This window comes from Chelatococcus sp. YT9 (assembly GCF_018398315.1).
Taxonomy (GTDB): domain Bacteria; phylum Pseudomonadota; class Alphaproteobacteria; order Rhizobiales; family Beijerinckiaceae; genus Chelatococcus.
Genome location: NZ_JAHBRW010000006.1, coordinates 1 through 13942, shown reverse-complemented (window position 1 = coordinate 13942; position 13942 = coordinate 1). Strand labels below are relative to the sequence as shown.

Sequence of the window (13942 nt, the reverse complement as noted above, 5' to 3'; positions counted from 1 at the left end):
TCTCAGGCGGAATGAAGCAGCGTGTAGGAATTGCACGTGCGCTGGCTGCCGATCCGGACGTCGTGCTGATGGACGAGCCATTCGGTGCGCTTGACTCACTAACCAGAGACCAAATGCAAGAAGAAATACTGCGGATTTGGGAGCAAAGGAGAAAAACGGTCGTGCTCATCACTCACAGTATCGATGAAGCGATTTTCTTAGCGGACCGTGTTTTCGTCATGACCGCGAGGCCAGGAACTATTAAGGAAGTAGTGGACATAGAGCTTCCGCGCCCACGCGATCCGGAAATGAGATCTACTAGCCAAAAGTTCCTTGCCTACAAAGAACACCTAACCCATTCGTTGAGGAAAGAAATTGGCAGCATTCTTGGACAATAGGCACTCCGCGAGTCTCTCGTCTAACCCCTCGGTTAGCGACCGTATCATCCGACGTGTCGGCGCCGGCTTTTTAAGCATTCGTCGGTTTGCGCTCCTGCTGTTTCTGTTGGTGCTTTGGGAATTTGCAGCACGCATGAATTTGATAAACCCTCAATTTTTCCCTCCGCCAACCAAAGTGCTTGCTGGAATCAAGCAGCTAGCAGAATTTGGATCGCTGTGGGGCGACATTAGCGCAAGCATTTTGCGCGTATTGATTGGATTCGTGATAGCGACAGTAGTTGGCATCACGCTTGCGGCGCTGTTAGCGAGACTTGAAGGGCTATCTTACTATGTTATGCCGATTGTTGAAGTCATCCGGCCGATTTCCGTGATTGCCTGGATTCCGATGGCTATCTTGTGGTTCGGCCTCGGCAATAAACCTGCGTGGTTCATTATCTTTCTCGGCTCGGTCTTTCCAATTTTTACGAATGCATATGCAGGATTTTGCTCGGTAGATCGCGTCCACGTTCAGGCAGCTGAGTGTTTTGGCGCGAAACGGTGGCTCTTTTTTCGCGCCGTTCTTCTTCCGTCGGCGCTTCCGCACATTCTGACAGGAATGCGAATAGGTCTCGGATTTGGATGGATGTGCGTGATCGCGGCCGAGATGATCGCAGCAACGTCTGGCCTCGGTTACATGATCCAACTCGCTCGAAATCTAATGGAGACCGACCGAATCATAGGAGGCATGGTCATTATTGGATTGGTTGGGTTCGCAATGAACCAGTCCATGCTCTATCTCGAGCAGCGGCTTACCCCATGGCATGCAAAATAGACTTACGCAAATCGCCAAGTCGTGAAGTAAAGAAAAATACAGGGAGGAGACGATGACTATAATACGGCGGGCACTTAAGAAACGTATGAATAAGCCTTTTGAGGCTCCTTGTAATAGGTCGCGCCTCACCGTCACTGGCATCACCTTGGCTCTAAGTGTCGGTGTTCTCGTGTCGACTTCGTTCAGTGGAGCGCGAGCGCAGCAGAAGACTCCTATTACTGTCGGAAGCATAACGACGTGGACACCGGGAGGTGAGATCTATGATGTTCTTTGCCGGACGAACATCTTTGAGCTTAACGGGTTTGATGCAAAATGCCGCGGATTTAGCTATGCGCCGCCGCTTGGAGAGGCACTATTGGGTGGTCTAATCGATAATGCGTTCGGGGCGGATTCTCCCGTTATTCGCATGGCGGCGCGCGTACCGGGAACGAAGATTCTGCATCGTACTACGGACTGGGTCTTTGGGATACTAGTGCGCCCCGATTTTCCAGGAAAGGATCTAGCTAGTTTGCGCGGCGCAAGGCTTTCCGGGCCATTCGTGACGGGAACGTTTATGAGCTCGATGCTCAAGCTCATTGACGCGGGGATCAAAGACCCTTTCAAAGACCTTAAGCTGATCAATCAAGATCTTTCTGATCAGCCGCTAGCTCTAGCTAGTGGGCAAGTCGACGCCGTTACAACTTGGCACCCAATGTTCAAAAAATTGGTTGACACTGGTGCAGCGAGAGTACTGTGGGCAGCCAAGCAAGGCGACGGGCTCGGGATTCAAGGCCTCTCGGGGCCTTGGCTTGCGAAGTATGGCGAAGAAGGTGCAGTTCGATTTCTAAAAGCATGGATCATGGCTGTTTGGTGGACCTCCAATAACATCGAACAAGCGAACGAATGGTTTGCCGAGACGTCAGGATTCCCAGTAGAATACGTCAAGGCTGGCCCTGAAGGGGATCGATATTTGCGAGCTCCTCACAAAAATATCAACGACATGACCTTCGAGCTACTTCCAGGTGAAATCAAGGAAATGCAACGGGTCATGGACTACTTGTATACGCGCAATCTTATCACAGAAAAAGTTGATGTTGCTGCGATGGTGGATGACAGCTTTATCTTGAGGGCACAGAGAGAGATTCGTGAGGGAAAGCATCCGTCCCTCTCCGACATCAAGCCGGTAGAAAATCTCTACATAAAATAACAACGTTGACACATTATTGTTGGACAAGAGAAAGGTCTCTGATTATGGCGAAAGCTCTGATGTTGGGTTCAGGCGCGGCATTACCAGCGAAGGGTCGATTCAACACGTCATTGGCAATCCTGGAAGGGGCGAGAACTCTCCTAATCGATTGCGCTCAGCCCGCGAGCGAACTACTCTACCACCACGGTGTAGACATTGTATCGGTAGATACGGTCGTCATCACCCATATGCACGCCGATCATGTTACGGGGGTTGGGCAATTGGCTCACCTAAAGCATGTTTTATTCGACAATAAACCTCCGAGGGTGTTTTTAGACCGTAACGATGGGTTTATCAAAGATAACCTCCGACATCCACACCGGAATGAATTGAACAATGTAAATCCGTGGCTGAACATTTATGTTCCCGCGGGGGTGGAAGAAACGATGACGCAATATCTCTCGGCCCTTTATATGAGGCCAGAGGTTTTCGCAAAGTACAGTGTAAGTGTACTTCCTTATGGGGAGGGTGAATTTCACAGCGATGAAAACTTTAAACTTGTAGCATATCCGAACGCTCATATTCGTGAATTCTACCCTGAGCTTCAGAATACCGACGCAGTGCTTTCAAGTTATACGATTATGATTGAGACTCTGGGTCGCAAATGCCTATATTCGAGCGATCTCGCCAGCTTCGAAGAGATCGATCACCTTGTAGATGGCGCCGATACCATCTTCGTCGAAGGCGCACACTTTTCGCCTTCGGAGCTCATCAGATTTGCTCAAGAACACAAGCTCGAACAAGTATTCGTGCATCATATCCTGGCAACGTGGGAAGAAGAATTTGCTCGCCTAGCCAGGGAATTAGCGCAAGCCAACGTAAAACTCACCTTTGATGGGTTTGAAGTTGAGCTCTGAACGTTCGCTGACGGAGGGTCTGAGTCTTGTGGGCCGCTCGCTACGATGACGATTGATCTTGCATTTTCGTCGGCGATTGAAGTCAGCAAAGCAATTAAGATCAAGCAACTCTCGCCGGTGGAGGTTGTCGAGGCGTCGCTTCAGCGTCTGCAATTGGTCGAGCCGCGACTGAATTGCTTTGCGACGGTAACCGCAGAGAGAGCTAGATGCTCAGCGCGGCTTGCAGAACAAGCGGTTATGTCGGGAGAAAGAGTGGGCCTACTCCACGGGTTGCCCATTTCCGTCAAAGATTTGTTGCCAGTCGCTGGTGTTAAGGAGATGTTCGGTTCCCAACTGATGATGGACAACATTGCCACCGTCGATGCCCCCGTTGTCGAGCGACTGCGAGCTGCGGGGGCTTGTCTTATTGGTAAAACGACAACCAGTGAATTCGGGTGCAAAGCAGTGGGTGATTCGCCACTAACGGGGATCACTCGGAATCCTTGGAACTTGAACAAAACCCCAGGAGGATCGAGTTGCGGAGCAGCAGCTAGTGTTGCGAGCGGCGTTACTCCATTCGCGATCGGTACAGATGGTGGTGGATCGATACGTGTTCCTAGCTCATTCACAAATCTCTTTGGGATCAAGCCGCAGTTTGGCCGAGTACCGATTTACCCACCAACCGCAACGCCAAGCTTGGCCCATATTGGCCTATTAGCTCGCAGCGTACGAGATGCAGCGCTGTTATTGTCCGCGATTAGTGGATACGACGATCGAGATCCTTTTTCCGTGGCCGCCGAAGTTCCGAACTTTGTCGCGGCTTGCGACGTCCCAGTTTCTAAATTGCGGCTTGGCTGGAGTCCTACCCTTGGTTACGCAAACCCCACAAGTGACGTCTTATCTATTGTTGAAAATGCTGTACGACGATTAGAGGGGATGGGATGCGAGTTAGTATTACTGGATGCTCCGCTAGGCAATGATCCAATAGGAATTTGGGAAGCGGAGTTTTTTGCTGGCGTCGGCACGCGCCTCGCAGATGCTCTCAGAACCTCTGTTGACAAATTGGATTCTGCGGTGGCCAAAGTGTTGATCCGCGGGCTAGAGCAAGATCTAAAAACCTACTACGCAAACGTATTTGATCGATTCATCTTTTTCGATAAGATCCGCCAATTGTTCAAGACAATTGATGTACTGCTTACCCCGACGTTGCCAGTCCCGCCGTTTGACGTAGGACTGAACGTGCCGCCGGAGTACGGCGACAACAATCTCACGGGATGGGTGGCCTACACATATCCTTTCAACCTCACGGGGCAGCCCGCTGCATCGATCCCCGCAGGTTTCACGTCGGCAGGTCTTCCCGTCGGCTTGCAGGCAGTTGCAAAGCCATATTGCGAAGTCGATTTATTTCGAATAGGCGCCGCTTTGGAAAATGTGATCCAGAGAACGGCTTTGCCAATGGCTTAGTGCAATCGAAGGCGTGATGATTGCTTCTCACTTTCGAACAACAATTCGCTTACCTAGCGGCGACTTTGCCGCAGGCGGCGGCTGAAAGCTCAAATGTTAAATTATTGTATACCAGCTAGCATTAGCAGCGTAGCACAAAAAGCGAGCTCAAATATTCATGCCTGTCGGAGTGATCGTGAATTCAGAGCTGGCAGGAGTAGGTTTGTGCCAGTCCCTTGGGCCGGCGGCAGACCGCGGCCGCGAAGCTACTGTTCCGGTTCCACATTGCGAGTTACGTATGCTGACAGTGAGTATGCTGAGCTTCACTGCCCGCGGCCTGATTTTGCCATCGTAACGATATCACTTCTCACCGCTCTGGTAACCCGTCATGGCTAAAGCAAGGCGTCGAGGCCGCCCCGAGACAGCCGTACTGGCGCCGGCGGGCCGCGCATTGAAATTCCGTGCCCTTATTGGCGAATTTTTCATTGAGCAATTGCCGATGATCGTAGTGGTTACAGCCTTAGGCTTTGGCGCGGCGTGGCTTCAGTATGGCTTCATCCCTAACGGCGATCGCCCATATGCGATAGCAGGCGTATCTATCGCCATCTGGCACCTGGTCTGGATGGGAATCTGGACGGGGTACACAATGGCGTTGGTCGGGCAGGCGGCAGGCATCTTCGCGCTGCCCTACAGCACATCCGTTCTTCAGTTCAGCAATCCACACGTCAGTCCGACCATGCTTGTTCTCACATTCGTCAACCCGGCCGGTGCGCTTCTTGGCTACCGGCGCAGTGGCCAATGGAATCTTGACCTAGCGTTGGCTGTCTGCCTCGGTGGAGTAGCCGGAGCAATTGTCGGGCCGCTTTTCCGTGCTACCGTACTCATGCATGCTGACCCGTTTCGGCTAACGCTCGGGATCGCCCTGGCGGCATTCGGCCTCCAACTATGCTGGAAGGCAGCACGCGACTATTCGCGATTTGGCCGTTCCATGGGGCGTGATTTCGCCGAAGACAGTAGTCCATCAACGATGCGGTTCGAAATCACGACGACAGAAAAAAACTGGCGCTCCATTTCAATCAAGTTCGGCCGGCATCATCGTACACTACCAAACCTGCAACTGTTTGCTATCGGAGCCGGCGTCGGTGTCTTTTCCTCAGCATTGGGCGTAGGCGGTGGATTTCTGCTGGTTCCGATCTTTGCAATTGCTTATCGTCTTCCGCTTTACGTCATGGTGGCTGCCACAATTCCGTACTCCATTGTTCTGTCCTTTGTCGGAATCCTGACGTTCGTACTTGTTCTGCCTGCCATTGGCATCGAAGCTATCAGTCCTGAGTGGTCGTGGGGCTTTTTCACCGCGGCCGGCGGTCTGTTCGGCTCATGGTGCGCATCGAAAACTCAGCTTTATGTGCCAGAACACGTGCTGAACGGGCTGCTCGGCAGCCTGACAAGTGTTGTCGGAATCATCTACATCCTGAGTTTTGTGATAAAATTGCCCTTCTCGCTTTAACTGCCGAGTGGCGGTCATCAATGTAAGACCGTATGTCCGGCTCTGCTGGTGAGGTGGCTCGCCCTACACTGCGCGTCCGAGGGTTGCTCGGGCGGCCGAGCCGATCCTCATCACAGGAGGACGAGCCGTGGCAGATTATAGGGAAGCATTTGTCGGAATCGATGTCGCAAAACTGAGGAACGCCATCGCGATTGCGGGTTCCGGCCGGGAGGGAGAAGTTCGCTTCTTCGGCGAGGTCGACGCCTCGGATGCGAGCATGCGCCGTGTTATCCAGCGGATCGCCGGCAGGTTCGATCGAGTTCATTTCTGCTACGAGGCTGGCCCGACCGGCTATGGCCTCTATCGGCTGATCCGTTCGCTGGGTCACGAATGCATCGTGGTGGCCCCGTCGCTGATTCCGAGAAAGCCAGGCGACAGGGTGAAGACAAACCGCCGGGACGCTCTTTCTCTGGCCCGGCTGCTGCGCGCCGGCGAACTGACGGCGGTATGGGTTCCTGATGAAGGCCACGAAGCCATGCGAGATCTCGTCCGTGCCCGGGCGGCCGCGGTCGAGACGCTTCGGGTCCATCGGCAGCATGTGAGCGCCTTCATGCTCAAGCACGGACGCATCTATCCTCGCAAAAAGGGCTGGACGATGCGCTATCTGCGCTGGCTACAAGAGCAACCGTTCGATCATCCCGCACATCAGATTGCGCTCCAGGAACTGGTCGAAGCGGTCCGAATCTCGAAAGAGCGGGTCGAGCGACTTGAGCGTGTGATCGAGGAGTTCGTTTCGGCCTGGTCGTTGGCGCCGATCGTGCGAGCGCTGCAGACTTTGCGCGGCGTAGACCTGATCGTCGCCGTGACATTCGCCACCGAGGTTGGCGACGTGACCCGGTTCGACAGTCCGCGCCAGCTCATGGGATATCTCGGCCTCGTTCCTGGAGAACGATCGACCGGCGAGACAGTCAGACGGGGCGGCATCACCAAGGCGGGAAACGGCCGCGTTCGCCATATGCTGGTCGAGAGCGCCTGGACCTATAGGCATGCGCCGAGGGTCGGGGCGAAGAAGCTATACCGTCTGGAGCAAGCATCTCCAAGGGTGCGAGAGATCGCCTGGAAGGCGCAGACCCGACTGACGACCCGATATCGGATGTTGAGCGGCCGGGGCAAGAAGACAACGGTGGTCTGCACAGCGATCGCCCGTGAGTTGGCCGGCTTCATGTGGGCCGTTGCAAGGGAGGCGCAAGCAGCCTGATCCAGCCGCCGCAGCGACATACATCCTTCGCGCATGGGCGGAGGCGGGACCACGGCAGGGGAATGCCCGTCAGACGCTTTGTGGCCGGCAATCTGGCCGACGCCCGCAGTAAGATAGGAACAGCCCCGGACGCATAATCGGGAATGCGGTAACCAACCCGCGCATCAGAGCTTGATCACCGACGTCCTTCAGTTCCGCCTCCACCCATGCGCGATCATCAGAATGAGCAGCCGATCCCACAATCGGTTGCGCCCTCGCGTTCCAAACCTTGACAGCGGACATCAGAGCGGTGTTCTCAGGCCACGGCCTTGATCTCGGGCTCGATGATGTAGGCCCAGGGCAGGAGGTCGTCGATCTGGCTGTTGGGGTGGCCGTTGACGACCCTGGTGAGCACGTCGGCGAGATAGCCGAGCGGCTCGACAGCGTTGAGTTTGCAGGTTTCGATCAGCGACGCGACGACGGCCCAATGCTCCGCGCCGCCGTCAGAGCCTGCGAAGAGCGCGTTCTTGCGGTTGAGGGCGATCGGCCGGATGGAGCGCTCGACCACGTTGCTGTCGATCTCGATGCGGCCATCATCCAGGAACCGGGTGAGGCCTTGCCACCGCGAGAGTGCATAGCGGATCGCCTCGGCGAGCTTGGTTTTCTGGCTGATCAACACGAGCTTCTCGCGCAGCCAAGGCTCGAGTTCGGCAATGATCGGCAGGCTCTTTTCCTGGCGCAACACACGGCGTGCGTCCGCCGGCTGGCCGCGGATATCGTCCTCGATCCGATAGAGTTCAGCGATGCGCCGGAGTGCGGATTCCGACGTAATCCGGCCGGGCATTCCAACCTGAAGCCGGCCCCCGTTCCGACGTGAAGCCGGCCACCATTCCGATCAATATCCGGCCACTTTGAAGGCCTGAGCAGGAGCACCTGGGTCAGCAACTTTGGCATGACGGTCCTTTTGAACAAGGGACGCGTAATGCCGGCAAAGAGAAGGCTGACCATGAGACAACTACGACAGATGCTGCGGCTTGCCGGCGACGGAACCAGCGCCCGCGAGATCGCACAGAGGCTGGGCATCGCGCGCAGCACCGTGCAGGATAATCTGAAGCGGGCAGAAGCTTCAGGGCTGAGTTGGCCGCTACCAGGCGAACTGACCGACGACGCGCTGGAGAACCGGCTGTTCGCCCGCGCCGGGGTGAAGCAGGGTGCGCGCCGGCTGCCGGAACCGAACTGGGCAGATCTTGCTCTGGAGTTGAAGAAGCCCGGCGTCACGCTGATGCTGCTTTGGGAGGAGTACCGCGCCGTCCATGCCGGCGGCTATGGCTACAGCCGTTTCTGCGACCTGTTTCGCGGCTTCGAGAAGCGCCTGTCGCCGACGATGCGCCAAGAGCATGTCGTCGGCGACAAGGTGTTCGTGGACTATTCCGGCAAGAAGATCGCCATCATCGATCCGCTGACCGGCGAGATCCGTGAGGCGGAGATTTTCGTCGGCGTCCTGGGCGCATCCGGCTACACCTATGCGGAAGCGACCTGGACGCAGACATTGCCGGATTGGATCGGCGCGCATGTACGCATGTTCAGCTTCTTCGTCGGCGTCCCGCGCCTGATCGTGCCCGACAACCTGAAGTCCGGTGTCAATCATGCCTCCTTCTATGATCCGGAGATCAACCGCAGCTACGGCATGATGGCCTCGCACTATGGCGTCGGCGTGCTGCCGGCGCGGCCGCGTCGCCCGAAGGACAAGGCCAAGGTCGAGAACGGCGTGCGTTTTGCCCAGACCTGCATCCTCGGCCGGCTGCGGCGGCAGACATTCTTCTCGTTAGCCGAGGCCAATACCGCAATCGCCGGGGCGCTCGACCGCATCAATGACCATGTCATGCGCCGCCTTGGCGTCAGCCGTCGCCATTTGTTCGAGACGGTGGAACGGCCGGCGCTGGCGAGCCTGCCGGTGCAGGATTACGAGTTCGCCGAATGGCGCCTGGCCCGCGTCGCCACCGACTACCATGTCGAGTTCAAGACCTTCTTCTATTCCGTGCCGCACAGCCTCATTCGCCAGCAGGTCGACATCCGCGCGACCAGCAGGACGATCGAGATCTTCCATCGCGGCAAGCGCGTCGCCGTTCATCAGCGCCGCTATGGCGGACGCCGTTACGGCACCAACCCTGAGCACATGCCCAGTTCCCACCGTCGATATGCGGAGTGGACGCCGGCACGCTTCCGGCGCTGGGCCGCGTCGATCGGACCACAGACCGAGGGGCTGATCATCGCCATTCTGGCCAGCCGGCCCCATCCCGAGCAGGGGTTCCGCACCTGCCTGGGTGTTTTGCGTCTCTATCGCGATCTTCATCGTGATCGCGCCGAGGCGGTCTCGGCACGCGCCGTCGAGATCGGCGGACTGACCTGCAAGAGCATCGCCGCCCTCATCACCAACCACAAAGCCGCCCGGCCCGCCGGCAATCCCGGCGCCATCATCGACCACGCCAATCTGCGTGGTCCTGGTTACTTCCATTGAGGAGATAAAGATCATGCTGACCCATCCCACCCTCGACATGCTGCGCGACCTCGGACTGCACGGCATGGCCAAAGGCTTCCAGGATCTCGACGCGCAGCCGGAAGCGCGCGCCCTCGATCATGGCGAATGGCTCGCCATCCTGCTTGATAACGAAGCGACGCTGCGCCGTCAGAAGCGCTTCGAGGCGCGTGCCCGCGCCGCCAGGCTACGCCATGATGCGCAGGTCGAAGACGCCGACTTCCGTGCCGAACGCGGGCTCGACCGTTCCCTCTTCCTCAAGCTCGCAGGCTGCGATTGGATCCGCCAGCGTCACGGGCTCCTGATCACAGGCCCGGCCGGTGTCGGCAAGAGTTGGCTCGCCTGCGCTCTCGGCCACAAGGCCTGTCGCGAGGACTTCTCCGTCGTCTATCACCGCGCGCCACGGCTCTTCGCCTCGCTCGCTCTCGCAAGGGGAGACGGTCGCTATGCCAGGATGCTGAAGGCGCTGGCCCGCACCGACCTGCTCATCCTCGACGATTGGGGGCCTGAAAAGCTCAACGACGAACAGCGCCGCGATCTCCTCGAGATCATCGAGGACCGCTATGAGCGGCGCTCGACCATCGTCACCAGCCAGGTGCCCGTCGACCATTGGTATGAGATCATCGGAAATCCCACCATCGCCGACGCCATCCTCGACCGCCTCGTGCATAACGCCTACCGCATCGAACTGACCGGCGACAGCATGCGAAAACGGCGCGCGCCAGAAAACCCGGAACCAGCTCAGACTTGACCAGAAACGAAACTCGAACCAAACCTCAACAACGACCCAGGTGATCCACAAAGGTGGCCGGCTTCAAATCGGAATCCCGGCCGGAATGAAATTGGAATGGGTGGCCGGTAATTGATCGGAATCACTGGCCGGCTTCGTCGGAATGCGCACGCCGGAGCGCCTCGCTCGCGATCGGCGCCGGGCCGGATGCGGCCAACTCATAGAAGCGCCGGCGGACATGTGCCCAACAGAAGGCAAGCGTTGCGCCGCTCTTTTCAGCCAACGTGCGATAACCGCCATAGCCATCGACCTGCAGGATTCCGCTGAAGCCGGCGAGATGGGCGATCGGCCGCTCCGCCTTGCGGTCCGACGCATAGACATAGGCGACGCCCGGTGGATCGGCTCCGTCCCATGGCCGGTCGTCGCGAGCATAGGCCCAGAGCTGCCCGGTCTTGGTTTTGCCGCGGCCGGGATCGAGCACCGGCGCCGTGGTCTCGTCGGCGAAGAGCTTCGGTGAGGTCTTCAGCTTCTCAAGCAGCCGCTCATGCACCGGACGCAGATGCCAGGCGGCACGGCCGACCCAGTCGGCGAGCGTGGAGCGGTCAAGATGGATGCCCTGCCGGGCGTAGATCTGCGCCTGGCGATAGAGCGGCAGATGATCGGCGTATTTGGAGACCAGAACCTGGGCGACCGTCGCTTCGGTTGGCAGCCCGCCCTCCACGAGGCGCGTCGGCGCCGGCGCTTGGACAACGACGTCCTCGCAGGCGCGGCAGGCGTATTTGGGCCGGCGCACCACGATCACGCGCAGCTGCGCCGGCACGATATCGAGCCGCTCGCTCACATCTTCGCCAATCCGGTGAAGCCCGTTGCGGCAACACGGGCAGGCGTGGTTATCGATGTCGACGACCATTTCGATGCGCGGAAGATGGGGCGGCAGCGCGCCACGGTTCGCCCGGCGCTTCGCAGCCTTTGCATTGCGCTCCGCGGAGGCGACCTGTTCCTTCGCTTCCTCGCCGGCGGCCTCGATCTGCTCGGCTTCTTCCAGACCCAGCAGAAGCTGGTCTTCCGGCAGCGTTTCGGCACGACGGCCAAAACGGTGGCGCTGCAATTCCTTGATGATCTGGTAGAGACGGGCGTTCTCAACATCCCGCGCCAGGACCATCGCCTTCAGCGCATCCGGATCGTCGGGAAGCTGGTCCGCCGTCATCGCCATGACAGGACCAGACCATATTTGCCCCTGCCGGGCGACAACGGAATCCCGTCTGATTCACTTCGTCGCGGATCAGCCGGCCTGGACGGGAACGCGTGTCCGCCGCGCTTCATGGACCCGCCGCCAGTCGAGCCCTTCAAGCAGCGCCGATAGCTGCGCTGCCGTCAACCGCATCACGCCGTCCTGCACTTTCGGCCAGCGGAACTCGCCATCCTCCAGGCGCTTGGCGTAAAGGCAGACGCCGGTGCCGTCCCAAAAGATCAGCTTTATCCGGTCCGTCCGTTTGGCACGGAAGACGTAGACCGCACCGCTGAACGGTTAGGTGGCGCGCCACCTAACCGTTCTTATGCATCGGGGAAGATTATGTGGCGGAGCCGTCCGGGCACCAGCCGGGGACCGCCAAATCTGGCATCCTCCGCCACATAACGTTTCGTACCTTTCGGGTGGGCGCGGGATTTCCCTGCGCCGGTATCCCGGAGGGTGCAACATGCTCGAGTTCTATTTTTCGTATGGTAGGGTGCTCAAGCGCCTGCGTAGCGGTGCGCTCGGTGACGAGATGGATCGTCTAGCGGAGCATTTTTTCACGCTTGGTTACAAGCAAGCATCCGCCAAGATTTATCTGAGCCGGATTGCGCGTTTTAGCCAATTTGCCGCGCCGCGCTGTGGTCCGATGCCGATCCATCAAGATGTCGTTGATAGCTATTTATGCAGGTTTATTACGGATTCTCCACGCATTGGCGCAGTGTCGGCGCTGGGACACGCACGGCGAGTTGCTCCGGAGCGATTCATTGCTTCCGTTCCCAGTGTAGAAGATGATCCGGATGCTCCGCTTCTGGCCTCCTTTTCGGACTATTTGCGCAGGGTGCGAGGGCTTGAGCCGAAGTCCCGCGAAGGCGTTCTCCTGGGTGGCCGCCGCTTTCTGGATTGGTTCCGCCATCATCATTCCGGCCAAGACCTCGCTGCGCTGACGGCTGAGCACGTCCTTGCTGCTGTCGAGCATCAGCTGTCGCTATCGGCGACCTCCGGCACCCGTACGGCAGCGACTTCTCGCATCCGAACATTTCTTCGGTTTTTGCATTGGGCTGGCCACCACGACCAGGAACTTGCCCGCGTCGTCCCAGGAACGCCCCACTGGCGTTTGGCGCATTTGCCGCCGCGCCTTGCATGGGATGCCGTTCGGCACGCCATCGACGCAATCGGCGCAACGACACCCGTCGACATCCGCGATCGAGCTGTCTTGCTGCTACTCGCCACAACGGGCATTCCCAACGGCGAGCTGCGCGCCCTTCAACTTCAGGATATCGACTGGCGAACCGGCGAGATCTTTGTCCGGCGTACCAAGGGCAAGCGTGATCGGGTGGTGCCGCTCCTCGAGGAGACCGGCGCGGCACTCGCCGACTACATCCTACGCGCTCGACCGAAGGTGGACAGTCCGTATCTGTTCCTGTCCTTCACGCCGCCGGTGGGACCTTTCAAGTGCGCGTCGCCTGTTTCGAGGATCGTACGGAAGCGGTTGCAACATGGCGGAATCAAACTCGGGCGGGTCGCAGGTGCGCATCTCCTGCGCCACAGCTTGGCCACCCAGCTCGTGGGGCAGCGAAGGCCGATTAACGAGGTCGCCGATCTTCTCGGCCACCGCAGCATCAACACGACAGCGTTGTACGTGAAGGTTGCGGTCTCGCAGCTCGCCGAGGTCGCACTCCCCTTTCCGGGAGGCGTCGCATGACCGCCTTTGCCCGATTCCTCGGCGAGAAGGCCGAGCGTTACATCGAACTGCGCCACTCCCTCGGCTACGCCTTCAGCAAGCAAGCCGGGACGTTGCGGGCTTTCGTCCGCTACGTTGAGCGCGCTCAGCTCGATGGGCCCGCCACTCGAACGATGGCGCTGGACTTCGCGCTGTCGTTTGGAGGAGCCGCCAACAGCCGCGCCACTCGTCACGGAGTGCTTCGCCGATTCTACGAGTATCTCGCAGTCTATGACACCCGAACCGAGGCCTTGGAGCGCAGAGCCTTCCCGAGGTCCAGGGCCGTTCCGCCGCCGCGTATTCTCAG

Annotated in this window: 10 protein-coding genes and 4 pseudogenes; 11 read left to right on the top strand and 3 right to left on the bottom strand. The window is 58.3% G+C overall.

Annotated features, from left to right (window positions below):
- From KIO76_RS30740 to KIO76_RS30710, 7 genes are all read left to right on the top strand, one after another.
- On the top strand, positions 1–377 hold a 377-nt coding region (locus KIO76_RS30740), incomplete at its 5' end, for an ABC transporter ATP-binding protein (RefSeq protein ID WP_213327479.1).
- Entirely contained in the window at positions 355–1188 is an 834-nt protein-coding gene (locus KIO76_RS30735) for an ABC transporter permease (RefSeq protein WP_213320984.1), read from the top strand. The genes KIO76_RS30740 and KIO76_RS30735, both read left to right, overlap by 23 nt.
- An 85-nt stretch (positions 1189–1273) precedes the next feature.
- Positions 1274–2374, top strand: coding sequence for an ABC transporter substrate-binding protein (locus KIO76_RS30730; protein WP_213320983.1), 1101 nt, complete (start codon positions 1274–1276; stop codon positions 2372–2374).
- Positions 2375–2418: 44 nt separating this feature from the next.
- Positions 2419–3270, top strand: coding sequence for an MBL fold metallo-hydrolase (locus tag KIO76_RS30725; RefSeq protein WP_213320982.1), 852 nt, complete (start codon positions 2419–2421; stop codon positions 3268–3270).
- A gap of 45 nt (positions 3271–3315) precedes the next feature.
- Positions 3316–4713 (top strand): amidase, encoded by a 1398-nt coding sequence (locus tag KIO76_RS30720; RefSeq protein WP_213320981.1) that lies wholly within the window; start codon positions 3316–3318, stop codon positions 4711–4713.
- Positions 4714–5080: 367 nt separating this feature from the next.
- Positions 5081–6199, top strand: coding sequence for a sulfite exporter TauE/SafE family protein (locus KIO76_RS30715; RefSeq protein WP_213320980.1), 1119 nt, complete (start codon positions 5081–5083; stop codon positions 6197–6199).
- Positions 6200–6326: 127 nt separating this feature from the next.
- A complete protein-coding gene (locus KIO76_RS30710; RefSeq protein ID WP_213320979.1) occupies positions 6327–7436 on the top strand; it encodes an IS110 family RNA-guided transposase in 1110 nt (369 codons plus the stop codon).
- 295 nt (positions 7437–7731) lie between these two features.
- Here the strand turns inward: KIO76_RS30710 and KIO76_RS30705 are convergent.
- Positions 7732–8301: pseudogene (locus tag KIO76_RS30705) on the bottom strand (IS66 family transposase); the annotation flags it as partial.
- Positions 8302–8397: 96 nt separating this feature from the next.
- On the opposite strand from KIO76_RS30705, the gene istA reads away from it, so the two are divergent.
- Positions 8398–9933: an IS21 family transposase gene (gene istA, locus KIO76_RS30700; RefSeq protein ID WP_213320978.1), complete on the top strand. Its 1536-nt coding sequence runs from the start codon at positions 8398–8400 to the stop codon at positions 9931–9933.
- Positions 9934–9946: 13 nt separating this feature from the next.
- On the top strand, positions 9947–10702 hold the full coding sequence (gene istB / locus KIO76_RS30695) for an IS21-like element helper ATPase IstB (protein ID WP_213320977.1): 756 nt from the start codon (positions 9947–9949) through the stop codon (positions 10700–10702).
- A 148-nt stretch (positions 10703–10850) separates the two neighbouring features.
- On the opposite strand, the pseudogene tnpC reads toward istB, so the two are convergent.
- A pseudogene (tnpC, locus tag KIO76_RS30690) lies at positions 10851–11894 on the bottom strand (IS66 family transposase); the annotation flags it as partial.
- Positions 11895–11963: 69 nt separating this feature from the next.
- Positions 11964–12197, bottom strand: a pseudogene (gene tnpB, locus KIO76_RS30685) (IS66 family insertion sequence element accessory protein TnpB); the annotation flags it as partial.
- A 181-nt stretch (positions 12198–12378) separates the two neighbouring features.
- Between tnpB and KIO76_RS30680 the strand changes: the two are divergent.
- Positions 12379–13617 carry a site-specific integrase gene (locus KIO76_RS30680; RefSeq protein WP_213320976.1) on the top strand — a complete coding sequence of 413 codons (1239 nt, stop codon included), beginning with the start codon at positions 12379–12381 and terminating at the stop codon, positions 13615–13617.
- Positions 13614–13942: pseudogene (locus tag KIO76_RS30675) on the top strand (tyrosine-type recombinase/integrase); the annotation flags it as partial. The gene KIO76_RS30680 and the pseudogene KIO76_RS30675, both read left to right, overlap by 4 nt.